General features: G+C 54.3%; 23 protein-coding genes. 9 read left to right on the top strand and 14 right to left on the bottom strand.

All coding sequences use genetic code 11. The features are described from left to right. Window positions 1–106: 106 nt before the first annotated feature. On the bottom strand, window positions 107–622 hold the full coding sequence (locus ACH1XZ_RS09410; RefSeq protein WP_395595321.1) for a lipoprotein: 516 nt from the start codon (window positions 620–622) through the stop codon (window positions 107–109). 170 nt (window positions 623–792) lie between these two features. Here ACH1XZ_RS09410 and ACH1XZ_RS09405 point away from each other — a divergent pair, with 170 nt between their 5' ends. Further along, window positions 793–1,116, top strand: coding sequence for a heavy metal-binding domain-containing protein (locus ACH1XZ_RS09405; protein ID WP_395595320.1), 324 nt, complete (start codon window positions 793–795; stop codon window positions 1,114–1,116). Continuing rightward, window positions 1,113–1,949, top strand: a complete 837-nt coding sequence (locus ACH1XZ_RS09400; RefSeq protein ID WP_395595319.1) for an N-acetylmuramoyl-L-alanine amidase — start codon at window positions 1,113–1,115, stop codon at window positions 1,947–1,949. The genes ACH1XZ_RS09405 and ACH1XZ_RS09400 overlap by 4 nt, the downstream gene beginning before the upstream one ends. A gap of 3 nt (window positions 1,950–1,952) precedes the next feature. On the opposite strand, the gene ACH1XZ_RS09395 is transcribed toward ACH1XZ_RS09400, so the two are convergent. From ACH1XZ_RS09395 to poxB, 4 genes are all read right to left on the bottom strand, one after another. After that, the gene (locus tag ACH1XZ_RS09395) at window positions 1,953–2,966 is read right to left on the bottom strand and encodes an NAD-dependent epimerase/dehydratase family protein (protein WP_395595318.1); all 1,014 of its coding nucleotides are present in this window, start codon (window positions 2,964–2,966) and stop codon (window positions 1,953–1,955) included. An 87-nt stretch (window positions 2,967–3,053) separates the two neighbouring features. Beyond that, window positions 3,054–4,496 (bottom strand): DUF2867 domain-containing protein, encoded by a 1,443-nt coding sequence (locus ACH1XZ_RS09390; RefSeq protein WP_395595317.1) that lies wholly within the window; start codon window positions 4,494–4,496, stop codon window positions 3,054–3,056. Window positions 4,497–4,506: 10 nt separating this feature from the next. Next, window positions 4,507–5,508: a low-specificity L-threonine aldolase gene (ltaE, locus tag ACH1XZ_RS09385; protein ID WP_395595316.1), complete on the bottom strand. Its 1,002-nt coding sequence runs from the start codon at window positions 5,506–5,508 to the stop codon at window positions 4,507–4,509. A 37-nt stretch (window positions 5,509–5,545) separates the two neighbouring features. Continuing rightward, window positions 5,546–7,264 carry a ubiquinone-dependent pyruvate dehydrogenase gene (gene poxB / locus ACH1XZ_RS09380; protein WP_395595315.1) on the bottom strand — a complete coding sequence of 573 codons (1,719 nt, stop codon included), beginning with the start codon at window positions 7,262–7,264 and terminating at the stop codon, window positions 5,546–5,548. A gap of 152 nt (window positions 7,265–7,416) precedes the next feature. On the opposite strand from poxB, the gene ACH1XZ_RS09375 reads away from it, so the two are divergent. After that, window positions 7,417–7,851 (top strand): DoxX family protein, encoded by a 435-nt coding sequence (locus tag ACH1XZ_RS09375; protein ID WP_395595314.1) that lies wholly within the window; start codon window positions 7,417–7,419, stop codon window positions 7,849–7,851. Window positions 7,852–8,003: 152 nt separating this feature from the next. Here the strand turns inward: ACH1XZ_RS09375 and hcr are convergent, their stop codons facing one another. The 4 genes from hcr to aqpZ all read right to left on the bottom strand — a co-directional run bounded on the left by hcr (window position 8,004) and on the right by aqpZ (window position 12,563). Further along, complete coding sequence (gene hcr / locus ACH1XZ_RS09370; RefSeq protein ID WP_395595313.1) at window positions 8,004–8,972, bottom strand: NADH oxidoreductase; 969 nt, start codon at window positions 8,970–8,972, stop codon at window positions 8,004–8,006. Between the two features lie 10 nt (window positions 8,973–8,982). Then, entirely contained in the window at window positions 8,983–10,635 is a 1,653-nt protein-coding gene (gene hcp / locus ACH1XZ_RS09365; protein ID WP_035894671.1) for a hydroxylamine reductase, read from the bottom strand. A 146-nt stretch (window positions 10,636–10,781) separates the two neighbouring features. Next, the gene (locus ACH1XZ_RS09360) at window positions 10,782–11,681 is read right to left on the bottom strand and encodes a LysO family transporter (protein WP_395595312.1); all 900 of its coding nucleotides are present in this window, start codon (window positions 11,679–11,681) and stop codon (window positions 10,782–10,784) included. A 189-nt stretch (window positions 11,682–11,870) separates the two neighbouring features. Continuing rightward, on the bottom strand, window positions 11,871–12,563 hold the full coding sequence (gene aqpZ / locus ACH1XZ_RS09355) for an aquaporin Z (RefSeq protein WP_035894674.1): 693 nt from the start codon (window positions 12,561–12,563) through the stop codon (window positions 11,871–11,873). A 377-nt stretch (window positions 12,564–12,940) separates the two neighbouring features. Between aqpZ and ACH1XZ_RS09350 the strand changes: the two genes are divergently transcribed. Next, window positions 12,941–14,599, top strand: a complete 1,659-nt coding sequence (locus tag ACH1XZ_RS09350) for an ATP-dependent endonuclease (RefSeq protein ID WP_395595311.1) — start codon at window positions 12,941–12,943, stop codon at window positions 14,597–14,599. Here ACH1XZ_RS09350 and ACH1XZ_RS09345 read toward each other — a convergent pair. Together ACH1XZ_RS09345 and ACH1XZ_RS09340 are read right to left on the bottom strand one after the other, a co-directional pair. Continuing rightward, on the bottom strand, window positions 14,596–15,552 hold the full coding sequence (locus ACH1XZ_RS09345; RefSeq protein ID WP_395595310.1) for a VirK/YbjX family protein: 957 nt from the start codon (window positions 15,550–15,552) through the stop codon (window positions 14,596–14,598). The genes ACH1XZ_RS09350 and ACH1XZ_RS09345 overlap by 4 nt on opposite strands. Window positions 15,553–15,725: 173 nt before the next feature. Continuing rightward, entirely contained in the window at window positions 15,726–16,679 is a 954-nt protein-coding gene (locus tag ACH1XZ_RS09340) for a VirK/YbjX family protein (protein ID WP_395595309.1), read from the bottom strand. Between the two features lie 161 nt (window positions 16,680–16,840). On the opposite strand from ACH1XZ_RS09340, the gene macA reads away from it, so the two are divergent. Continuing rightward, window positions 16,841–17,956: a macrolide transporter subunit MacA gene (gene macA / locus ACH1XZ_RS09335; protein ID WP_395595308.1), complete on the top strand. Its 1,116-nt coding sequence runs from the start codon at window positions 16,841–16,843 to the stop codon at window positions 17,954–17,956. Further along, window positions 17,953–19,893 (top strand): macrolide ABC transporter ATP-binding protein/permease MacB, encoded by a 1,941-nt coding sequence (macB, locus tag ACH1XZ_RS09330; RefSeq protein WP_395595307.1) that lies wholly within the window; start codon window positions 17,953–17,955, stop codon window positions 19,891–19,893. Before macA ends, macB begins: the two co-directional genes overlap by 4 nt. Before the next feature lie 75 nt (window positions 19,894–19,968). Here the strand turns inward: macB and cspD are convergent, their stop codons facing one another. Beyond that, the gene (gene cspD, locus ACH1XZ_RS09325; RefSeq protein WP_035896359.1) at window positions 19,969–20,190 is read right to left on the bottom strand and encodes a cold shock-like protein CspD; all 222 of its coding nucleotides are present in this window, start codon (window positions 20,188–20,190) and stop codon (window positions 19,969–19,971) included. Between the two features lie 395 nt (window positions 20,191–20,585). Here cspD and clpS point away from each other — a divergent pair, with 395 nt between their 5' ends. The 3 genes from clpS to ACH1XZ_RS09310 all read left to right on the top strand — a co-directional run bounded on the left by clpS (window position 20,586) and on the right by ACH1XZ_RS09310 (window position 23,616). Then, window positions 20,586–20,906 (top strand): ATP-dependent Clp protease adapter ClpS, encoded by a 321-nt coding sequence (gene clpS / locus ACH1XZ_RS09320; RefSeq protein WP_395595306.1) that lies wholly within the window; start codon window positions 20,586–20,588, stop codon window positions 20,904–20,906. Window positions 20,907–20,935: 29 nt separating this feature from the next. Then, window positions 20,936–23,212: an ATP-dependent Clp protease ATP-binding subunit ClpA gene (gene clpA, locus ACH1XZ_RS09315; RefSeq protein WP_395595305.1), complete on the top strand. Its 2,277-nt coding sequence runs from the start codon at window positions 20,936–20,938 to the stop codon at window positions 23,210–23,212. Between the two features lie 173 nt (window positions 23,213–23,385). Continuing rightward, window positions 23,386–23,616, top strand: coding sequence for a DUF2554 family protein (locus tag ACH1XZ_RS09310; RefSeq protein WP_395595583.1), 231 nt, complete (start codon window positions 23,386–23,388; stop codon window positions 23,614–23,616). A 105-nt stretch (window positions 23,617–23,721) separates the two neighbouring features. Here ACH1XZ_RS09310 and infA read toward each other — a convergent pair whose 3' ends face one another. Beyond that, a complete protein-coding gene (infA, locus tag ACH1XZ_RS09305; RefSeq protein WP_002211347.1) occupies window positions 23,722–23,940 on the bottom strand; it encodes a translation initiation factor IF-1 in 219 nt (72 codons plus the stop codon). Between the two features lie 284 nt (window positions 23,941–24,224). Continuing rightward, a complete protein-coding gene (aat, locus tag ACH1XZ_RS09295; RefSeq protein WP_395595304.1) occupies window positions 24,225–24,929 on the bottom strand; it encodes a leucyl/phenylalanyl-tRNA--protein transferase in 705 nt (234 codons plus the stop codon). Window positions 24,930–24,959 lie beyond the last annotated feature (30 nt).

Genomic DNA, 24,959 nt, shown 5'->3' with positions numbered 1-24,959 from the left:
CAAAATAACGGTCGGGGTGGGCGAGGGGTATAAATGTCGGCATTCCAGGAGGAATGCCAGACATTTTGCCGGAATAAGGCATTTGACAGAATTACGTTACAATTTATTAACGTTTTTCAAGAGATTGGCGCAATGTGCCTGCCGGTGCGTGGGTATTGTTGCCAAGGTAGCGCACGTCATCAACGGCCCAACAGTTGCCTTCGCGGATCATCAGCACTTCATCTTTCCAGCTCTGGGTACCCTGTTTTAACTCAACGCGCAGTGGGATATTGCGGGCATCGGTATTCGGGATGGTCGACGCGCTGGCAACATCGGCGCTATCAGGCGTGCCCGCGCTGCTGGAGAACAGGTTCGATTGCAGCAGCGAACGTTTGTCTGGGTCCTGGCTGCTGTCGCTCAGTAGTTTTGCCAGACCGTCGCTCAGGTAAGGGCGAAGGGCGGTAAAGTCGGTGCTACGTTGCTGTTTTTGTGCGTCGTAAAACTTCTGCGCCACGGCGTCCGGGCCGCCTTCCACGCACTGTCCCATACGAGTTCCGGTATCTTTATAGGCCGGCGTCACGGTGGTACAGGCGCTCAGCAGTAGCGCTGCGGGAAGAAGAAGTGCAAGGTTGGTGTAACGCATAGTGATTCCTTGTTAGCTGTCTCAACATTCATCGCCCATATGCCGCCATGCAGCGGGCGCGATTTATGTATACGATAATGGAGTATTCCCTTTTCAAGCATAGCGTATCGGTCCGATAATGCGTTTAGCGCAGAGAGCTAAGGCATTGAACGTTAAAGAAGGAGCAGTCCATGCAATTTTCTACGACCCCCACCCTCGAAGGGCAGCCGATTACTGAATACTGCGGCGTGGTCACGGGCGAGGCAATTTTAGGGGCCAATATTTTCCGCGATTTTTTTGCCGGTATTCGCGACATTGTCGGCGGCCGTTCCGGTGCTTATGAAAAAGAGCTGCGCGCGGCGCGCGAAATTGCGTTCAAGGAGATGGGAGAGCAGGCCAAAGCGCTGGGGGCCGATGCGGTTGTCGGGATTGATATCGATTATGAAACCGTCGGCAAAGACAGCAGCATGCTAATGGTGAGCGTGAGCGGTACGGCGGTTAAAACGCGCCGATGAAACGCTTACTCACCGTGGTAATGCTGGCGATGGTGCTGGCGGGGTGTGCCGGGGAAGACAAAAAGGCCGTTATTGAAAAGCAGGACTATGTGCTGGATACCAGCCAGTCATCGCCACAGGCGTATCCGCGCGTTAAAGAACTGGTGATTCACTACACGGCGGATGATTTCGACGTCTCCCTCGCGACGTTAGTTGGCCAGCAGGTGAGCGTGCATTACCTCATTCCGGCGGTACCGCCGCTGCTGCACGGCAAGCCGAAAATCTGGCAACTGGTACCGGAGTCGAAGCTTGCCTGGCATGCGGGCATCAGCTTCTGGCGCGGCGCAACGCGCATCAACGATACTTCTATCGGCATTGAGCTTGAGAACCGCGGCTGGCAGAAAGCCGATGGCGCGAAGTTCTTTACGCCGTTTGAACCCGCGCAGATCCAGGCGCTGGTGCCGCTGGCGAAAGACATTATCAAGCGCTACAACATTGAGCCGCAAAACGTGGTTGCTCACTCGGACATTGCGCCGCAGCGTAAAGACGATCCGGGGCCACTGTTCCCCTGGAAGTCGCTGGCGCAGCAGGGGATTGGCGCCTGGCCGGATGAGCATCGGGTGGCATTCTACCTGAACGGGCGTTCACCTAACGCGCCGGTGGCGACCAGCAATCTGCTCGACCTGTTGGCGCGATATGGTTACGAGGTGAAACCGGGGATGACCAGAATGCAGCAAATCAGGGTGATTGCCGCCTTCCAGATGCACTTCCGCCCGACGCGCTATGACGGCGTTGCCGACGCGGAAAGCCTGGCGATTGCTGAGGCGCTGCTTGAGAAATACGGTCAGGGCTAAACCCTAGCGAGGCAGCTTACCGTGATCTTCCAGCCAGGCGGCGGTACGCACGATACCGTCGTCGAGCGAAACGATAGGCTCATAGCCCAGCTCTTCGCGGGCGCGGCTGATATCCAGCGTAAAATCGAAGTTCAGCTTTGAGACGCCGTAGTGGGTGAGAGAAGGTTCTTTCGCTTTTTTATCACCAAAGCGTTCCATGCTGCGGGCAATCATGTCCAGCATTGGATAAGGCACTGAACGGATCCGGCAGGGGATATCCAGTTCGTCAATCAAACGCTCTACGATGCTGCGCAGAGTGCGCGGTTCACCGTTGGTGATGTTGTAGGCGCGACCGGAAGGCAGGTCGTCACAGCGCGGTTGGCTGGCGAGCCACATGGCGTGAACCGCATTCTCGTAGTAGGTCATATCGACCATCGCGTGTCCGCCGCGCGGCAGCAGCACGCTGCCGTAGTGGTGCATCATCTGCGCCAGACGTGGAATAAACACTTTATCGTGCGGCCCAAAGACGCTCTGCGGACGAAGAATAGTAAAACGGGTATTCGGGTTCGCTTGCGCCAGCAGTTGGACCACCTCTTCGCTGGCCGCTTTGCTGCGGGCAAACTCGTTGGCGAAACGGTGCGGGCGGAAATCTTCGGTAATGTCGCGATGGTGGTGGTAATCAAAGTATAGCGACGGCGAAGAGATGTGAATGAAGTTACGAACGCCCCACGCGACGGCCCATTCGCCCAGACGGCGGGTGGCGCGAACGTTGGCTAAGTCGAAGGCGGCCTGGGTGCCCCACGGCGAAGTAAAGCTGGAGCAGTGCCACAGTGTGTCGACGCCAGCCAGCATCACTTTGGCCTGGGAGGAAACCAACTCGGTCAGGTCAGCATGGACGAACTCCGCGCCCATTTTCTCCAGCAGTTTGCCCATCGCTTCATTGCGACCGCTCGCTCTGACGCTGATGCCTCTGCTACGCAGATATTCAACCGCGTTTCTGCCTAACCCGCTGGTGGCGCCGGTGACCAGTACCTTCATAATCATCCACAGTGTTAAAAAAGTTTTTCGTGCGCATTCTTCCGTTTATTTCACTCGTATGCAATGGGAAACTAAGACGAAAAAGGGTTATTGCGCACTTTTTCCTGTCGCTTCTTCTGCCAGACGGGTGATACGCCGCGCCATTCCCCGGAAGATAAACAGATGCGCCGGGATCATCAACAGCCAGTACAGTAATCCTGGCATACCGTGGGGATGCCACCAGGCGCGCACGTCAAGCTCACGATGCGTGCCCTTATCGACCATGGTAAAGCTCAGGCGACCAAGGCCGGGGGCTTTCATGCCGAACAGTAAGGTTAGCGCTTTTTCGGGCTCAACGATGATGACTTTCCAGCTGTCGACGCCATCACCCACCTGCAGCATTTCCCGTTCCGGGCGGCCTTTGGCGAGCCGGTGTCCTACCAGCAGGTCCATCGCCGCGCGGGTTTTCCACAGCGCGTTACCGAAGAAATAGCCCTCTTTGCCGCCCAGACGGTTCACCACCTGCCACAGCGCAGAAAGGCTTGCCGACGTCTGAACCGTAAAGCCTGCCTGTTTGGCAAAAAAACCGTACTCGGGTCGCCAGCGGGCAAAGGCCTGCGCGTCGTAGCCCCAGTCGCTGGAGTTGGCGAGTTTTTTCTCTTCTTCCAGCGTGCGGCGCACCGCTTCGTCAAAGGGGATCAACGGTTGTGGGATCAGCGCCCGCAGCGTGCGATCGTCGGCCAGTAGATCATGCTTTAGTCCCTGGATCAGCGCTTTGGCGATCGTCGGCGGCACGGATGTAATCACGTTTAAGAACCACACCGAGATCCAACTGGTGGGCAGTGGGATAGGGATCAGCGGACGATGGCGGCCGCTGACCGCCATAAAATGTTCAAACTGCTGCTGATAGGTCAACTCCTCCGGGCCTGCCGCTTCAAACACGCGGTGCTCAGGTGACGGATGGTTCAGTAGCTCAACCAGATAGAACAGCAGGTTTTCCAGCGCGATAGGCGTTGTGCGTGATCGTACCCAGCGCGGTGGGGTGAGCACCGGCAGGTTGTAGACCATGTCGCGCATCACTTCAAAAGCGGCCGAACCCGCGCCAACGATGATGCCTGCACGAAGTTCACTGACAGGCACATCCGCGCTGCGCAGAATATCGGCGGTGAGCTGACGGGCCTTCAGATGCGGTGACTGTTCATGCTCCGGCGCTTGTAGTGAGCTTAAGAAGATCAGCTGTTTTACCGGGGTTATCAGCAGCGCATCGCGTACGTTTTCCGCCACGCGGCGCTCGTGTTTAATAAAGTCCTTACTCTCGCCCATACCGTGTACCAGGTAGTAGACGGTATCGACGCCGTTGAGCAGTCGGGCGACATCGGTGGTTTTTTCCAGGTCGACCGAATAGCAGGTTACGCCTGGAAGCTGTCGCTTTTGCAGCCGCTCAATGCGACGTGCCACCGCTCGCACGGTATACCCGCGCTGGCTTAATTCAGACACCAGGTGCTGGCCGATATAGCCGCTGGCACCAAAAACCAGAATAGTACGTGGCACGTCAGGCTCCTTAACGGGCTAAAAAGGCTTTCCAGTGTGTAACAACGTCTTCGAGCTGCTGACGATTAACGTCCAGATGGGTCACCAGGCGCACGATAGGCGAGGCATTAAGCAATACGCCGCGTGCTTTCATAAACTCGCCAAGCGCGGTGGCCTGAGCGTCACCGACGCGCACGAACAGCATATTGGTATCGTGACGCATAACATCTGCGCCAATTTCACGCAGCTGCTCGGCAAGCCATGCGGCGTTATCGTGGTCGTCCTGCAGGCGCACGACGTTATTTTTCAGCGCATACAATCCGGCGGCTGCCAGAATGCCGGCCTGACGCATACCGCCGCCGGTCATTTTGCGCCAGCGGTTGGCGTGGTTGATATAGTCGTGGCTGCCGACCAGCAGTGAACCGACCGGTGTGCCGAGGCCTTTAGAGAGGCAGATGGTGAACGAGTCGCAGTACTGGGCGATATCTTTCAGTTCACAGCCGTAGCTGACCAGGGCATTAAAGATACGTGCGCCGTCCACGTGCAGCGCCAGGCCGCGCTCGCGGGTAAATTCCCATGCGTCTTTCAGGTAGGCCCGCGGCAGTACTTTACCGTTGTGGGTGTTTTCGATGCTCAGGAGTTTGGTGCGGGCAAAGTGGATATCGTCGGCTTTGATTTTTGCCGCGACTTTATCGAGCGGCAGCGTACCGTCTGAAGCCGCATCAATAGGCTGCGGCTGAATGCTACCCAGTACCGCCGCGCCACCCGCTTCATACAGGTAGTTATGCGCCCCCTGGCCAACGATATACTCTTCGCCGCGCTCGCAATGACTGAGCAGGGCCACCAGGTTGGCCTGGGTACCCGTAGGCAGGAAAAGCGCCGCCTCTTTACCAGACAGCTCGGCGGCGTATTGTTGAAGGGCGTTAACGGTAGGGTCGTCGCCATAAACGTCATCACCGACCGGCGCGGCCATCATCTCTTCCAGCATGGCGCGCGTCGGGCGGGTTACGGTATCACTGCGTAGGTCGATCACGGCATTTCCTTTTTAACTCAGAATAATGCCTCCATTTTTACCTGAGCCAGTTGGTTTTCGCCAGTTCGATGACTTCATCCCCCCGTCCGCTGATAATGGCACGCAGCATATACAGGCTGAAACCTTTGGCCTGCTCAAGTTTTACCTGCGGTGGAATCGCCAGCTCTTCTTTCGCGACGGTTACGTCGACCAGCACCGGGCCGTCAATACTGAAGGCACGTTGCAGGGCTGCATCGACGTCAGCGGATTTCTCGACGCGAATACCGGTTATCCCGCAGGCTTCAGCAATGCGGGCAAAGTTGGTGTCGCCAAGCTCCGTACCGTCGGTGAGGTAACCCCCGGCTTTCATCTCCATCGCCACAAAGCCCAGTATGCTGTTGTTAAAGACCACAATTTTTATCGGCAGCTTCATTTGCACCACCGAGAGGAAATCACCCATTAACATGCTGAAACCGCCGTCACCGCACATTGCCACGACCTGACGTCCGGGTTCAGTGGCTTGAGCACCTAGCGCCTGCGGCATCGCGTTAGCCATGGAGCCGTGGTTAAACGACCCGAGAAGGCGACGTTTGCCGTTCATTTGCAGATAGCGCGCGGCCCATACGGTTGGCGTACCCACGTCGCAGGTGAAGATGGCATCTTCAGCGGCAAAGCGGCTGATTTGCTGCGCCAGATACTGCGGGTGGATGACCTTATCGCTCGGCTTGGCTAAATCGTCTAATCCTTTACGCGCGCTGTGATAGTGTTCCAGTGCTTTATCGAGGAAGCTTCGATCGCTTTTCTCTTCTAGCAGCGGCAGCAGCGCCGCCAGCGTGGCTTTCACGTCACCCACTAACGCCATATCCACTTTGCTATGCGCGCCGATGCTGGCCGGGTTGATATCTATCTGGATGATGGTGCTTTCGGTTGGGTAGAACGGACGGTAGGGGAACTGAGTACCGAGCAAGATAAGCGTGTCGGCGTTCATCATGGCGTGGAAACCGGATGAGAAACCGATAAGCCCGGTCATGCCGACATCATAGGGGTTGTCATATTCTACGTGTTCTTTGCCGCGCAGCGCATGCACGATAGGGGATTTTATTTTTTCTGCGAAAGCGGTGAGTTCACTGTGCGCCCCTGCGCAGCCGCTGCCGCACAGCAGGGTAATATTACGTGAAGACTTGAGCTTCTCGGCCAGTTTCTCCAGCTCGCTTTGCGGCGGTATGACGATAGGATGCGGCGCAGGGTACCAGTTTGTGCTGGCGCTTTCTGGCGCGGCCTTCAGCGCGACGTCGCCCGGTAGAACCACCACCGACACGCCGCGGTTAAGCACCGCTTTGCGCATCGCAATGGCCAGCACCTGTGGGATTTGTTCCGGCGTAGACACCAGCTCACAGTAGTGGCTGCATTCGCGGAACAGCTCCTGTGGGTGGGTTTCCTGGAAATAGCCGCTGCCGATTTCACTCGACGGAATATGCGCGGCAATGGCAAGCACCGGTACGTGGTTGCGGTGGCAGTCAAAAAGTCCGTTGATTAAGTGCAGGTTTCCCGGCCCGCAGGAACCGGCACATATAGCCAGTTCGCCGGTGAGCTGTGCCTCCGCGCCCGCGGCGAAAGCAGCCACTTCTTCATGTCGCGTCGGCATCCATTCAATGGTGCCCATTCGGTTGAGGCTGTCGCTAAGGCCGTTGAGCGAATCGCCCGTCACGCCCCAGATTCGTTTCACTCCTGCTTGTTCTAATGTTTTCGCAATGTAGTTAGCTACGGTCTGTTTCATGGTTTTCCATCTCCGGAATTGTGATACCGGTTACAAGTTTAGATGAAACTCGTCGTTTCGCTGGAAATATACCCTTATTTTCAGCGGGTATATTTAGTAAATGAGAAGCAGTACCGTAGACGTTCTACAGGGATAAACAGGGAAAAATTCAAATGATTATAAAGTTGCTCCAGGCAGTAAACCGCACGTTGTCACACGAAGATTTCGGCAAATTATTACTGCGTCTTGTCGTCGGGGGACTGATGTTGTTCCACGGGCTGCACAAGCTGTTTGACGGGGTTGATGGCATCAGCGCCATGCTGGTGGCAAAAGGGCTGCCGGGCTTTATCGCCTATGGCGTGTTGGTGGGGGAGGTGGTGGCGCCTATCCTGCTGATCCTCGGTGTGCTGACGCGTCCGGCGGCGCTGGTGTTAGCGTTTACCATGGTGGTCGCATGGCTGATGGTGGGGCTGGACAAGACCGTTGCGCTGGATAAAACCGGGGCTTGGGCGATTGAGAGCCTGGTGTACTTCTTTGTAGCGGCACTGGCGATTGCGTTTATTGGCGCGGGGAAATATGCGCTGGGCGGGAAGTCGGCCTGGCAGTAGTCCCTATTCGACCAACAATTAAGGGATGATGGAATACCTGAAGCGTGAACTGCTTCCGAAAGCTATCGGCTGTTGGTTGCTTTCAAAGCACTCACAGACGTAAAAAAGGCCACCCGGTAAAACCGGGTGGCCTTTTCACATCTTGATGTAGCTTACGCCAGTACCAGGTCGCCCTGTGGGTGACAGGAACACGCCAGTACGTAACCGTCAGCGATTTCCGCGTCGGTCAACGTCATGGTGCTAGTGACCGTATACTCACCGGATACCACTTTGGTTTTGCAGCAACCGCAAACGCCCGCGCGGCATGCAGCAACCACCGGAACCTTGTTGCTTTCCAGCGCGTCCAGCAACGTAGTACCGACCGGTGCGTAGAACTCCTTCGCCGGTTGCAGCTTGGTGAACTTCAGGCCGCTCGTTGCAGCATCAGCTACCGGGGTGAAGAACTTCTCTTTAAAGAAGCGCGTCACGCCAAGCGCCTTCACCTCTTTCTCAACCATATCCATGTATGGCGCTGGGCCGCAGGTCATGACGGTACGAGAGGAGAGGCCCGGCACGCTTTTCAGCAGTTCGGTGCTCAGGCGACCAGAAACAAAGCCGTGAGTGGCGTTGTTTTCTGCAACCAGCGTGACCGGATACTGTCGCCATTCCTCGGCAAAAATCACATCCTGCGGTGAGCGCACGTTAAAGATAACCTGCACATCGACCTCTGGACGGTACTTCGCCAACCAGCGGCGCATCGACATAATCGGCGTAACGCCGCAGCCGGCGGCCAGCATCAGGAATTTGTCGTCTGCTTTATCTTCACAGGTAAATTCACCCATCGCATCAGACAGCCAGATATAGTCGCCGCGCTTTACGTCGCGGGTCAGCCACTGTGAGCCGGCACCGTCGTCAATACGGCGGACGGTCAGCGTGATGTACTCGCTGACGCCCGGCGTAGAGGAGAGGGTGTAGGCACGCAGCGTATCCGCCGAGTTGCGCACGCTGACCAGTGCATACTGCCCGGCGTGGTACGGATAATAGTCGTGGCAGAGCAACGAAATTGTCCAGACGTCCGGCGTTTCCTGATGGATATGGTGAACCTGCATCCGCCATGGGCACTGATTTGTTGGCATGGTCATTCTGTACTCCTTACGCGCTCAGCAGCTGCTTCATATCTTCTTCAACGGTGGTCACGGAACGCAGACCGAACTTCTCGTTGAGCACAGCCAGCAGGTCCGGCGTGAAGAAGCCCGGTGCGGTTGGGCCAGTGACGATGTTTTTCACGCCCAGAGAGAGCAGGGTCAGCAGAATAACAATCGCTTTCTGTTCGAACCAGGAGAGCACCAGAGACAGCGGCAGGTCGTTCACGCCGCAGCCCAGTTTTTCTGCCAGCGTGACCGCCAGGATGATAGCTGAGTAGGCATCGTTACACTGACCGGCATCGACCAGACGCGGCAGACCTTCGATATCGCCGAACTCCAGTTTGTTGAAACGGTATTTACCGCACGCCAGGGTCAGGATCAGACAGTCGTCCGGTACGCTGGTGGCGAAGTCGGTGAAGTAGTTACGCTCGCCGCGTGCGCCGTCGCAGCCGCCAACCAGGAAGATGTGACGCAGTTTTTCGCGGCTCACCAGGTCAATCAGGGTATCGGCAGCGCCCAGCAAGGTCTGACGGCCAAAACCAACGGTGATCAGATGTGGGATTTCGCTGTACGGGAAGCCTGCCATCTGCTGCGCCTGAGCGATAACCGGACCGAAGTTGTCGCCTTCGAGGTGACTCACGCCTGGCCAACCGACAATGCTACGGGTCCAGATACGGTCGTCGTAAGCGCCCACGGTTGGGTCGATGATGCAGTTAGAGGTCATCACGATTGGGCCAGGGAAGCGAGCAAATTCCACCTGCTGGTTCTGCCAGCCGCTGCCGTAGTTACCGATCAGGTGTTTGAATTTACGCAGCTCAGGGTAGCCGTGTGCTGGCAGCATTTCACCGTGGGTATAGACATTAACGCCGGTGCCTTCGGTTTGTTCCAGCAGGTTATAGAGATCTTTCAGGTCGTGACCGGAGATCAGAATGCATTTGCCTTCGGTCGCTTTTACGTTGACCTGAGTTGGCGTTGGGTGACCGTATTTGGTGGTTTCACCGGCATCCAGAATGCTCATCACTTTGAAGTTCATCTGGCCGATTTCCATTGAGCACTCCAGCAGAGCGTTCATATCGGAAGGCCAGGTACCCAGCCACGCCATAATTTTGTGGTATTGCGCGTAGATGTCGTTGTCGTACTGGCCGAGTACATGCGCGTGTTCCATATAGGCAGCCGCACCTTTCAGGCCGTACAGACACAGCAGACGCAGGCCCATAATGTTTTCGCCGATAGCGGCTTTATCTTTGTTTGGCGTGAACTCAGCGGCCTGCTGTTGCAGGGCACCCAGATCGTCGCTTGCCAGCTGCAGGTCGGCCATTGGGTTATCAACGGTGGCGTTGGCGTCTACGGCCAGGCACTGCGCTTTCAGCGCTTCACGCAGGGCGATCGCTTCACGGGCATAACCGACAATGCGTGGGGAGTCGAAGTTAACGTTAGTCAGGGTAGAGAAGAACGCGCGCGGGGCGAAGTTATCGACATCATGGCTGATAATGCCGTATTCGCGAGCTTTAATCGCCCATGCGGACAGACCTTGCAGGGCCGCAATCAGCAGATCCTGCAGATCGGATGTTTCAGCGGTCTTACCGCACATACCCTGTGCATAAGAGCAGCCGTTCCCTGCCGGAGTACGGATGGTTTGTTCACATTGCACACAAAACATGGTCACACCTTTTTAAAGTTATATTTAATATACATGTTTAAGGGTAAGCCTGGTGCTAAGCCTTGAAAAGGGATTTCTGGTGCAACTTAAAGGGAGGTTGATTTAGCGCAATTTTGGCGGCAGCCGGGGCTACCGCCATAGAGGTATCAGGCGGTGAAGAAGGCCATCATCAGAGGAACCAGCAGGCTCAGCAGGAAGCCGTGGACGATGGCGGGAGGAACCATTTCGACGCCGCCAGAGCGTTGCAGCACTGGTAGGGTAAAGTCCATCGAGGTGGCACCGCAAAGTCCCAGCGCGGTGGAGCGGCTACGGCGAACCAGTCCTGGAATTAACATGATGGCGAGCAGTTCACGCGCCAGGTCGTTAAAGAAGGTGGCGCTGCCGATGACCGGGCCATAAGCATCAGTCAGAAGAATACCTGATAGCGAATACCAGCCAAATCCGGACGCCATCGCCATCCCGGTTTTAATCGGTAGTCCGAGCAGAAAAGCGTTAATCACCCCAGCTACCATGGAGCTGGCGACGACGACCAGCGCAATGACCATGCCGCGGCGGTTGAGAATTATTTGCCGCAATGTCATACCACTATTTCTCAGCTGAATACCTACAAGGAACAGCAGGAAGATAAGGGTATATTCGCTGGCATCGGTTGCGTGCTGTAAAAAAGAGAATCCGCTGAGTCCGACTGCGAAACCGGCAATAACCACAAAGCACAACTTTAATGATTCCAGCGCCATGGCTAAACGCGAAGGCAATTTTTCCTGGTGGTGAGGATGTCCCCAGGGCAGGGCTTTTTCAAGCCAAAAAAGCGCCAGCGTATTGCACAATAAAATAACCACAATACTAATGGCAGAATAGTGAAAAATGGATAGCAGGTTGTCGGCCAGATTATCCAGGAATGCCAGGCTGATCCCCATAAAAAAGAGAATAAGGTACACAATCCAGCTCAGCAGACGATTGATTAATTGCAGTGCGCTGCGGTGGGTAAGGGGGATGAGGTAGCCGATAATTAGCGGCACCAGAATGATTAGCAATCCCGATAACATGACGTGCTCAGTTCCTTGCAGTATTGAAATAGCGCACAGACACTACCGAAAACCCCATTGTGAGTAAAGCCACGAAAAAAGAAAGACCCGACTATGCGGGTCCTGGTAGGCCGGATAAGGCAACGCCGCCATCCGGCAATGTGCATAAAACTACCTGATGGCGCTACGCTTATCAGGCCTACCGCCGTATTATTTCTTTTCCAGCAGCGTGCGATAAATCAGGCCGCCCAGGATACCGCCAATAATTGGCATTACCCAGAAGAGCCACAGCTGGTGCAGTGCCCAGCCGCCCTGGAAGATAGCAACTGCGGTACTACGCGCCGGGTTAACGGAGGTGTTAGTCACAGGAATGCTGATCAGGTGGATCAGGGTCAGCGCCAGACCGATAGCAATTGGCGCAAAGCCCGCAGGCGCATTTTTGTCGGTGGCACCGTGGATAACCAGCAGGAAGCCACAGGTCAGCACAATTTCAATTACGATAGCGGACAGCATAGAGTAGCCGCCCGGTGAGTGTTCACCATAGCCGTTAGACGCAAAGCCGCTGGCTGCTGCATCAAAGCCGGCTTTACCGCTAGCGATGAGGTACAGAATAGCTGCAGCGATAATCCCGCCAACAACCTGAGCAATGATATAACCGATAACATCTTTAGCCGGGAAACGACCGCCCGCCCAAAGGCCCAGCGTCACAGCCGGGTTAAAATGACCGCCAGAAATATGCCCTACGGCAAAAGCCATGGTGAGAACGGTTAAACCGAACGCCAGCGCAACACCCGCAAAGCCAATCCCTAACTCTGGGAACGCTGCAGCCAAAACCGCGCTGCCGCAACCACCAAATACCAGCCAGAAGGTGCCGAAGCACTCTGCAGCCAATTTTCTAAACATAACCACCTCGAATCAAAAATATCATCGTCATAAAGGATGACGACTGAATTTATACCGGCCTTAAATGAGTGGCAGGCATAGTCAGCGTTATTTTAAAAACTAACGTCATCCCTTAACCAGTTAAATAAATACGCGAACTTTGATGCAAAACAATGTGGTGTTAATCCTTGAGCGATTCATTCTTTAATTTAGAGTGTAGTGCATTATTTTCGGAATAATCGTGGAGAGTGATTAAGAGCGCACTTTATTACTTTCGGTGGTTAATAAGACGTCACTCCGCCAGGAAGTGAGGGGATGAACGGGTGTCAACGACAGCGCATCCCGCTATACTGCGGAGATGAAAGGAGTGCAGGCACGCACTGTGTTACGGAGGAGTTATGCTTCTTGAACGCACCGAGATTGCAGGATTTCGCGGCATTAACCGTTTGTCGTTAATGCTGGAACAAAATAATGTCTTAATCGGCGAAAATGCCTGGGGCAAATCGAGCCTGCTGGATGCATTAACGCTGCTGCTTTCCCCGCATGAAGGGCTTTACCACTTCGTCCGTAATGATTTCTGGTTTCCGCCGGGTGATGTTCAGGGGCGCGAACACCACCTGCATATTATTCTGACCTTTCGCGAGAACGAGCCTGGTCATTATCGTGGGCGACGTTACCGTGGGGTATCCGGTTGCTGGTCATTATGTCCCGATGGCTACCAGCGAATTTTTTATCGTCTTGAGGGTGAACTTGGTGCAGATGGTAGCGTACTGACCCTGCGTAGTTTTATTGATTGTGACGGGCAGGCGCTGGAGCTCGATGATATCGACGCCTGTGCTCGCGAGCTAATTCGCCTGATGCCGGTATTGCGCCTGCGCGATGCCCGCTTTATGCGGCGCATTCGTAATGGCACGGTGCCAAACGTACCGGATGTGGAAATTACCGCCCGCCAGCTGGATTTTCTGTCACGCGAGCTGGTCACTAGCCCGCAAAACCTGAGCGACGGGCAAATTCGTCAGGGTCTCTCGGCAATGGGACAACTGCTGGAGCACTACTTTTCTGAGCAGGGTTCCGGCCCGGCAATTCAGCGCTTAATGCGCCGTCGTTCCCATGATGAACAGCGGAGCTGGCGCTATCTTGATCTGATTAACCGGATGATTGACAAGCCCGGTGCGCGTAATCACCGGGTGATTCTGCTGGGCATGTTTTCGACCCTGCTTCAGGCGAAAGGGACGGTCAGGCTGGACAAAGATGCCCGGCCGCTGCTGCTGGTGGAAGACCCGGAAACGCGACTGCACCCGATCATGCTATCCGTTGCCTGGAGCCTGCTGAATCTGCTGCCTTTGCAGCGTATTGCCACCACTAACTCAGGTGAACTCCTGTCGCTTACGCCAATGCAATACGTGTGTCGGCTGGTACGCGAATCCTCTCGCGTATCCGCCTGGCGCTTAGGTCCGGAAGGGATGAACGCCGAAGACAGCCGACGCATCTCTTTCCATATCCGCTTTAACCGTGCTTCCTCCCTGTTTGCCCGCTGCTGGTTGTTGGTAGAAGGAGAGACCGAAACCTGGGTCATCAACGAACTGGCGCGTCAGTGTGGCCACCACTTTGATGCGGAAGGGGTGAAGGTTATTGAGTTTGCCCAGTCGGGATTAAAACCACTGATTAAGTTTGCCAGCCGAATGGGTATCGAGTGGCACGTGCTGGTCGATGGCGATGAAGCGGGGAAAAAGTATGCGGCGACCGTGCGCAGTTTAGTGAACAACGATCGGGACCAGGAGCACCATCATTTGACCACGCTGCCGGCGCTGGACATGGAACACTTTATGTACAAACAGGGTTTTTCCAGCGTTTATCATCGCGTCGCACAGCTGCCGGAAAATATTCCGATGAATATGCGGCGAGTGATTACCAAGGCTATTCACCGTTCGTCGAAACCGGATTTGGCTATTGAAGTGGCCATGGAGGCAGGCCGTCGCGGGACCGAAGCCGTGCCGTCGCTGCTGAAAAAAATGTTTTCCCGCGTCGTCTGGTTGGCGCGCGGGAAAGCAGATTAACGCGTTGTGGCCTGCAAAACCTGCTGCTGGAGCGCATCCAGCAGCTCGTAGCGGCGGCGATACTCCGCACGTTTTTTGCTGGCAATCTCTTCCATGGTCTTACGCGGCAGTGCCAGCGGAAGCACATACTCACCTTTGCTATCAACCGTTGCGCTGAGCGATTCCCAGAAGCTGTTGTAATCGGCATGCAGTTTGTCGCGTTTTTTACGACGATAACGAATGCTGCGATAGATATGCGTCTCGTTGCTGACCGCGCGTACGTGTTCCACCGACAGCGACTCTGTGAGCGTTAATAGCGCATCCACCACCAGTCGTTTCGGGAACAGGCCGTGGCAGGCTTTTGTCGCAGTCTGGATAAGTTGATGCGAAACATGCGCCTTCGCCCCTTGCAGTCCCCCAATGTAAAAGGTGTTCACCCCGTTGAGCTGGCATAACGTAAAGGTCAGTTCCGCTAACACGGTGTTGCTTTCATCACGAAACGTTAGCGTTGCTTCACCTTCTTTGTCCTGCATGGCATCGGCGTTCAGACGAATGGCATATTGCTGCCCATCTTTGCCGTTGATGGTTGCCAGCAGCGCGCCTTGTGGCGAGAGATAGTCTTTCGCCACGTTCTCCGGCAGGTGGCTCAGCAGTTGCAGATAGTGCCAGCTTAATGCCTCGATTGTCTGTTGATGATCGGTGTGAATCGATAACCATGGGCGGTGGAGTCGGCACGGTAGGCCTGGCTGCACGTCAAGGATCTGCATTAAATGCGGCTGCTTTGCCAGCGTGTCCAGCAGCTTGCCGGTCATGCGCGGCGTGCTTAGTGAACGCAGCATGAACTTAAAGCGATAGCTCGGATTTTTCCATGCCCGACCGGGCGTTAACGCACCGGTCGACAGCAGACGAAAGAAATGCCAGCTGGACTCAGGTTGCAGGGCTGCGGACGAGGAAATTTCGGCGATGCTGGACATAGGAATAATCTCATAAAAAAGATTGGCCTATTTAAGCAACGCGATGCTCAACACAATTTCAACAAATGTAAGAATTGTGGAGATTAACGTTTGTTTATGAAGTGTTTAGGTTTGATGGTTTTTGTTTTTTCTTTATTTCCACGCACCACATCCGCAGTGCGTAGAAAAAGAGATTAACGTTGGTTAAATAGCGTCGACATTTGCGAATCAATGGTATCCATCAGCTCATAGCGGCGGCGGTATTCCGCACGCTTTTTGCTCGCAATCTCTGCAATATCCTTACGGACGATGACTCCAGGGATGTGGAAATAGCCGGTTTGATCGCATTCACCGCCCACAGCTTCCCAGAAGTTGTCGTAATCCGAGAGGATGGTTTTATTTTTATCAAGGTAGCGTTCACCGCGGAAAATATGGACCGCGTTGCTGACGGCGAGGATTTGCTCTACCTGTAGACGTCCTGCAAAGCGGCAGATAGCCTCCATTACCAGACGTTTAGGGAACAGGCCGTGACAGGCTTTCGTCGCTTCCTGGATAGCTTCATGAGGAAGGTCACGTTTACCGCCCTGCAGACCGCCGATAAACAGCGTCCGACGGTTCTGATAGTTCAGGATGGTGAAGGTCATTTCCGCCAGGGTATCGCCATCCCCGTTGCGCATCAGAATTGTGCTCTCGCCTTCTTTGTCGAGATTGACCTCCATGGTCAGGTCAAAGCTGAAGATCTCGCCGTTTTTCCCCTCGACTTTGGCGAGTGGGAAATACTGCGAATTCAGATAGGTCTCAAATTCTTCAGAGGACATTGCCTCAGATAACAGCTTATAGTGATAACGAATCGCATCCACAACCAGAGGGCGGGCAAAATTAACCGCCAGATAGGGACGATGTAGTCGCACCGGTAAGCGAGGCTGGCGCGCCATGACCGCGTTAAGATTTGACCATTGGGACAGTTCACGCATCCATTCACGGCTTAGGCGTGGCATTAATAAAGAACGCAGCATAAACTTCCGCCGAAAGCTGCGTTTATGCCATTGTTCTCCTGGTTGCCAATGGCCGCTGAACAGCCTGAAAAACAGACCAATACTGGTGAAGGAGTGTGCTTGAGGGAGAGAATTATCACTGAGCTGAGACATGGCAAACGACCTGATATAAAAACTTTTCTAAAGTTTACAAACGGAAAATTAAATAGAGCCTCAATCATCGGATAATTCTTAGGTCTCTTTAACGATTGTTTATATTTTGTTTACGCTTGCCTTTTCATTCTGTCGAATACACTGGGGAATTCAGGATTTTTATGAACATCAAGGGAAAGTTTAAAAAACGCTATGCGATCGCGGCTATCGTCGTGGTTATCGCCATGATAGCGGTCTGGAAAACGCTGAATGCGCCATTACCCAACTACCAGACGCTGATTGTTCGCAAGGGCTCCCTTGAACAAAGCGTACTTGCCACCGGTAAACTTGATGCGCTGCGCAAAGTTGACGTGGGTGCGCAGGTGAGCGGCCAGTTGAAAACGCTGTCGGTGAATATTGGCGACAAAGTGGTGAAAGACCAGCTATTGGGGGTTATCGACCCGGAACAGGCACAGAACCAGATAAAAGAGGTTGAAGCCACGTTGATGGAACTGCGGGCGCAGCGCCAGCAGGCGGAAGCCGAATGGAAGCTGGCGAGCGTGACCTTTTCGCGTCAGCAGCAGTTGGCAAAAACCCAGGCGGTTTCACGTCAGGACCTGGATACCGCAGCCACCGAAATGGCGGTTAAAAAGGCGCAAATAGGGACGATTGACGCGCAAATTAAGCGTAACCAGGCTTCTCTGGATACCGCAAAAACCAACCTCGATTTTACCCGCATCGTGGCGCCGATGACGGGCGAAGTGACGCAGATTACTACCTTACAGGGACAGACGGTTATCGCGGCCCAGCAGGCACCTAATATTCTGACGCTGGCGGATCTCCGCACGATGTTGGTCAAAGCTCAAGTGTCCGAAGCCGACGTTATTCACCTCAAGCCAGGTCAGAAAGCTTGGTTTACGGTACTCGGCGACCCAATGACCCGCTATGAGGGCACGCTAAAAGATATTCTGCCTACCCCGGAGAAGGTCAACGACGCCATCTTCTATTATGCTCGTTTTGAAGTTCCTAACCCGCAGGCGGTGCTGCGTCTTGATATGACGGCCCAGGTGCATATTCAACTCAGCGGCGTAAACGATGTACTGACTATCCCACTTTCCGCACTCGGCGATAGCGTTGGCGAAAACCGCTATAACGTGCGCCTGTTGCGTAATGGCGAAGTGAAGACGCGTGAAGTGGTCATTGGTGCGCGTAATGACACCGACGTTGAAATTGCTAAAGGGCTGGAAGCAGGGGATGAGGTGATTACCGGAGAAGGTAAAGCCGGGGCGGTAAAATGACCGCGCTGCTTGAACTCAGTGACATTCGCCGAAGCTATCCGTCAGGTGACGGCAGCGTCGATGTGCTGAAGGGGATTTCCCTGCAGATCAACGCCGGAGAAATGGTGGCGATTGTCGGGGCCTCTGGCTCGGGGAAATCGACCCTGATGAATATTCTCGGTTGCCTTGATAAGCCGACGAGCGGCACTTATCGGGTTGCCGGGGTGGATGTTGCCACGCTTGATAGTGATGCTTTGGCGGCGCTGCGGCGCGAGCATTTTGGCTTTATCTTTCAGCGCTACCATCTGCTGTCTCATCTGACGGCGGCGCAGAACGTTGAAGTACCCGCCGTGTATGCTGGCATGGAACGCAAAGCTCGTCTTGAGCGCGCCAGACAGCTGTTACAACGTCTTGGGCTTGCCGATCGCGTGGACTACGCACCATCGCAGCTGTCTGGTGGTCAGCAGCAGCGCGTGAGTATCGCCCGCGCGCTGATGAACGGCGGCCAGGTGATCCTCGCCGATGAACCGACCGGCGCGCTTGATACCCATTCTGGCGAAGAGGTGATGGCAATACTGCATCAGCTTAAAGAGCAGGGTCACACGGTGATTATTGTGACTCACGACCCGCAGGTTGCCGCTCAGGCTGAGCGGGTGATTGAGATTCGCGATGGGGAAATTATTCGTAACCCGCCAGCGCGTCAGACCACGGCGGTAGCGCGCCAGCCTGCGGCACAGAATGCCTCCGGTTGGCGGCAGTTCAGTAACAGTTTCCGTGAAGCGTTATCGATGGCCTGGCGCGCGATGGTTGCCAACAAAATGCGTACGTTGCTGACCATGCTGGGCATTATTATCGGTATTGCTTCGGTGGTTTCTATCGTCGTGGTGGGCGATGCCGCCAAACAGATGGTGCTGGCCGATATTCGCGCCATCGGCACGAATACCATTGACGTCTATCCGGGGAAAGATTTTGGTGATGACGATCCGCAGTATCAGCAGTCGCTGAAATACGATGACCTGCTGGCGATTGAAAAGCAGTCGTGGGTCAGTTCAGTCACGCCTTCTGTCTCAAAAAACCTGCGCGTCAGGGCCGGCAACATCGACGTTGCCGCCAGCGTTCAGGGCATTGGGCAGCACTATTTTAACGTCTACGGTATGACCTTCAGTGAAGGGAATACCTTTAATGATGTACAGGCCGCTGAACGTTCGCAGGTCGTCATACTCGACAGTAATACCCGTCGTCAGCTTTTCCCGAATAAAGCCAGCGTTGTGGGTGAAGTGATTCTTGTAGGCAATATGCCAGCAACGGTTATTGGCGTGGCGGATGAAAAGCAGTCGATGTTCGGCAGTAGCAAAATTCTCCGCGTCTGGCTGCCATATTCCACCATGTCAGGGCGGGTCATGGGGCAGTCGTGGCTGAACTCGATTACCGTCAGGGTGAAAGAGGGGTACGACAGCAGCATTGCTGAAGAGCAGCTCACCCGACTGTTAAACCTGCGGCACGGTAAAAAAGATTTCTTCGTCTGGAACATGGACAGCGTCTTGAAAACGGCGGAACGCACCACACATACATTACAGCTGTTCTTAACGCTGGTGGCGGTGATTTCGCTGGTGGTGGGCGGCATTGGCGTGATGAATATTATGCTGGTGTCGGTGACGGAGCGTACGCGGGAAATTGGCATTCGTATGGCGGTTGGGGCGCGGGCAAGCAACGTGCTGCAGCAGTTCCTGATAGAAGCGATTCTGGTCTGTCTGGTCGGCGGCGCGATTGGTGTGGCGTTGTCAATGATGATTGCGCTACTGCTGCAACTGGTGCTGCCGGGGTGGGAAATTGGCTTCTCACCGTTGGCGCTGCTGACGGCGTTTATTTGCTCGACGCTGACCGGCGTACTGTTCGGCTGGCTTCCGGCGCGCAACGCGGCAAGGCTCGATCCGGTTGATGCGCTGGCGCGCGAGTAAACGCAAAATAAGTGAAAAAATGCCAGTCAGAAGGACTGGCATTTTGACAGCGGGATGTACACAATGGGGCAGTAACTAGGCGGCTGTTTCTGCTTCCAGAGGGATAATCACGCTTGCATGATTACCTTTCGGCCCCTCGTGGACATCAAACTGGACGGATTGCCCGGCTTTTAACGTTCTGTACCCATCCATCTGGATGGTGGAGTAATGGGCGAAGATGTCCTCGCCACCGCCTTCCGGGCAAATAAATCCGAACCCTTTGGCATTGTTGAACCACTTAACAGTACCCATTTCCATACTTCGACATCCTTCGTAACACTATTATACGTTTATAAGTAGATGGAATGAACCGGTGGTGGAGTCAGGAGTTGTTCAAAACCTCACCAACTCTCGCCAGTACAATTTAGATATTTCGTACTGTGCGTCAAGCGATTGAAGGAGGCCGAAGGGGGAAAATGCGTCAAAATTTGAAGCAGTTAACGCTATTGACGGGAATGTGACAGAGTTCGCGAATGACAGCTATAGGTGATAGCTATCTATGATCTACAGTAGATTTAGAACATGTATGCACAGGAACGAGTCGCGACGTGGTTGACGGAAAATGTGTCATTATTCCCGTCAATAATACGAGATGCGAACGTGCAAACAGGCTCGTCAGCAGCAAGAGATGACACCCACAATGATGACTGACAATGAGTAAGAGCAGAGACTGGCTGGACTTCGACCAGCTTTCGGCAGATAAACTTCAGGATGGGCTTAAGCCCCCATCGATGTATAAAGTGATATTGGTCAATGATGATTACACTCCGATGGAGTTTGTTATTGACGTGTTACAAAAATTCTTTTCTTATGATGTAGAACGCGCAACACAACTGATGCTAACGGTTCACTATCAAGGTAAAGCAATTTGTGGTGTTTTTACGGCAGAAGTCGCCGAGACCAAAGTTGCCATGGTGAATCAGTACGCGAGGGAGAACGAGCATCCACTGTTGTGTACGCTGGAACAAGCCTGATACAGGCATGAAAATTGGGGGAGGTGCCTATGCTCAATCAAGAACTGGAACTCAGTTTAAACATGGCTTTCGCCAGAGCGCGCGAGCACCGTCACGAGTTTATGACCGTGGAGCATCTGTTGCTGGCACTGCTCAGCAACCCATCAGCCCGTGAAGCGCTGGAAGCGTGCTCGGTCGATCTGGTGGCGCTGCGTCAGGAACTCGAAGCCTTCATCGAACAAACCACGCCGGTGCTACCGGTCAGTGAAGAAGAGCGCGAAACGCAACCGACGCTCAGCTTCCAGCGTGTTCTGCAGCGCGCGGTCTTCCACGTCCAGTCTTCTGGCCGTAGCGAAGTGACCGGCGCTAACGTCCTCGTGGCGATTTTCAGCGAGCAGGAGTCGCAGGCCGCGTATCTTCTGCGTAAACATGAAGTCAGCCGTCTTGACGTGGTGAACTTCATCTCTCATGGCACGCGTAAAGACGAGCCAAGCCAGCCTTCTGATTCCGGGAATCAGCAAACTAACGAAGAGCAAGCAGGCGGGGAGGAACGTATGGAAAACTTCACCACCAATCTTAATCAGCTTGCTCGCGTCGGGGGAATTGACCCGCTGATTGGTCGCGACAAAGAGCTGGAACGCACTATTCAGGTGCTGTGCCGCCGCCGTAAGAATAACCCGCTGTTGGTGGGTGAGTCCGGTGTCGGTAAAACGGCGATTGCCGAAGGCCTCGCCTGGCGCATTGTGCGCGGCGACGTGCCGGAAATCATGGCCGACTGCACTATCTACTCGCTCGATATTGGTTCGCTGCTGGCGGGCACCAAGTATCGCGGTGATTTCGAAAAACGCTTTAAGGTACTGCTCAAGCAGTTAGAGCAGGATACCAACAGCATTCTGTTCATCGACGAAATCCACACCATTATCGGTGCGGGTGCTGCGTCAGGCGGGCAGGTGGATGCTGCGAACCTGATTAAACCGCTGCTCTCCAGCGGTAAGATTCGGGTAATGGGCTCTACCACGTACCAGGAGTTCAGCAATATCTTCGAGAAGGACAGGGCGCTGGCGCGTCGTTTCCAGAAAATCGATATTACCGAACCGTCGGTCGAAGAGACTGTGCAGATCCTGAACGGTCTGAAGCCGAAATACGAAGCGCACCACGACGTCCGCTATACCGCGAAAGCGGTGCGTGCGGCGGTGGAGCTGGCGGTGAAATACATTAACGATCGTCATCTGCCGGATAAGGCCATCGACGTGATTGATGAGGCTGGCGCTCGCGCCCGTCTGATGCCGGTGAGCAAGCGTAAGAAAACGATCAACGTGGCGGACATTGAATCCGTGGTCGCGCGTATTGCGCGTATCCCGGAGAAAAGCGTCTCCCAGAGCGATCGTGATACGCTGAAAAATCTCGGCAATCGCCTGAAAATGCTGGTCTTCGGCCAGGATAACGCTATCGATGCGTTGACCGAAGCCATCAAAATGAGCCGCGCGGGCCTCGGCCACGATCACCGTCCGGTGGGCTCCTTCCTGTTCGCTGGCCCTACCGGGGTAGGTAAAACAGAAGTGACCGTCCAACTGGCGAAGGCGATGGGCATTGAGCTGCTGCGTTTTGATATGTCCGAATATATGGAACGCCATACGGTGAGCCGCCTTATCGGTGCGCCTCCGGGATACGTTGGTTTTGATCAGGGCGGCCTGCTGACCGATGCGGTTATCAAGCATCCGCACGCGGTACTGCTGCTGGACGAAATCGAAAAAGCGCACCCGGACGTCTTTAACCTGCTGCTGCAGGTGATGGACAACGGTACGCTGACGGATAACAACGGTCGTAAAGCCGATTTCCGTAACGTGGTGCTGGTGATGACCACCAACGCCGGCGTACGTGAAACCGAGCGTAAATCGATTGGCCTTATCCAGCAGGACAACAGCACCGACGCGATGGAAGAGATCAAAAAGATCTTTACGCCAGAGTTCCGCAACCGTCTCGACAACATTATCTGGTTCGATCATCTGTCTACTGACGTTATCCATCAGGTGGTCGACAAGTTCATTGTCGAGCTGCAGGTTCAATTGGATCAAAAAGGCGTATCGCTGGAAGTCAGCCAGGAGGCCCGTAACTGGCTGGCCGAGAAAGGCTACGACCGTGCGATGGGTGCGCGTCCTATGGCGCGTGTGATTCAGGACAACCTGAAAAAACCGCTGGCCAACGAACTGCTGTTTGGCTCGCTGATTGACGGCGGCCAGGTTACCGTGGCGCTCGATAACGAGAAGAACGAGCTGACCTACGGCTTCCAGAGTGCACAGAAGCATAAACCGGAAGCGGCGCATTAACGTTAATCATTTGTGGTAAAAACGAAAACCGAGCTGGCAGCAGCTCGGTTTTTTTATGCGCCATCTTCATTGTTTAACGCTGACATTCCCTTTGCGCAAATTTGAACAGTTGGATAATAACCCGACGTAAGGGTTGGCATGATGGAGGCAGAATATAACCAAGCGGTGGCATGATGTTTTCAAAATTGTTATCGATGATTTTACTCACCTGCGCGTTATTCTCAGGTCAACTCATGGCTGGACATAAAGGACATCAGTTTTTGTGGGTTAAAAATGCCGATCATCAGCTCCGCCATGAAGCGGATAGCGATGAGCTCCGTGCGGTGGCAGAGGAGTCAGCGGAAGGGCTACGCGAGCATCATCACTGGCAAAAATCGCGTAAACCGGAAGCGCACAATTTATGAAGTGATGTGGAGAAGGCAAAAAAATGCCCCGCAATAAGCGAGGCATTACTATTCAGCAAATAGCGCTCGGCGAAAGTAGCGCCAGACGCTCATTATCTGCGGAGATTAGCGACTACGGAAGACAATGCGGCCTTTGCTCAGGTCGTACGGGGTCAGCTCAACAGTCACTTTGTCGCCCGTCAGGATACGGATATAGTTTTTGCGCATTTTACCGGAGATATGTGCAGTAACCACGTGCCCGTTTTCCAGTTCTACGCGGAACATGGTATTAGGTAACGTATCAAGTACGGTACCCTGCATTTCAATATTGTCTTCTTTGGCCATCTAATCCTCTGGGGTATCACTACCGTAATTTGAACCGGCAAGATAATGCCGAAGTTCATCAAGTAAGTAAAGAATTGTCCGTCTTAATCGGCGAAAGTCGTTTTTGCGCATTACCCTTTCACCACACAAATGCATCGTGTGATGGGCACGAACCAGGCCGGAAACAGCAGGATAAACGTGGGCGTTATCTGACTCGAATGATTCCCAAACGTCGGCGGGGTAAAAGGCAGAAGCGACTCTCGTCGGCAATTATATCATCCCGCTGGGAATTGTGCTGAAATCATTTACGCTTCAGGTAAAAAGAGCGCTCTGGGGACCCAGAACTTATCGGGAAGAGGTTGTATGCGCAGAGTATCAAGGTGCTCAAGATAATCTCGACGAGGTATTTCTACGGCGCCCAGTGAGGCGGTATGGCTATTGAGTACCTGACAATCGATTAATTTTCCACCCGCCTGACTGAAGGCCTCACAGAAGACGTACAGCGCCGTTTTAGAGGCGTTCTCCGCACGGCTGAACATTGACTCACCGCAGAACAGTTCACCCATTGCAACGCCATACATGCCGCCTACGAGCATATTCTCCTGCCACACTTCGATGGAGTGCGCATGACCAAGCTCGTGCAGCCGCTGATAGGCCTGACTGATGCTGGTGGTAATCCAGGTCCCTTCGTTACGATCCTGCGCGCAGCCGGCGAGCACATCGCTGAAGGCATAGTTGATCGTCACGCGGTAGGGCGAGGTTTTATGAAATCGCTTCATACTGCGGCTGAGGTGGAACTGTTCAGGCCACAGCACGGCGCGGGGATCCGGCGACCACCATAGAATGGGATCGCCAGGAGAGAACCACGGGAAAATACCGCGCTGATAGGCCATCAGCAGACGCGCGGGGCCGAGATCGCCCCCTAGCGCGAGCAGTCCGTTTGGTTCACGTAATGCGCCCTCAGGGGAGGGAAACGCGATCGAATGTCGAGAAAGCTGGACAAGGCGCATGTCGCGATGACCTCACGAAACAGAGTTAAC

The sequence above is a fragment of the Kluyvera chengduensis genome (assembly GCF_044197065.1).
Taxonomy (GTDB): domain Bacteria; phylum Pseudomonadota; class Gammaproteobacteria; order Enterobacterales; family Enterobacteriaceae; genus Kluyvera; species Kluyvera ascorbata_C.
This window is presented reverse-complemented; position numbering and strand designations above follow the sequence as displayed.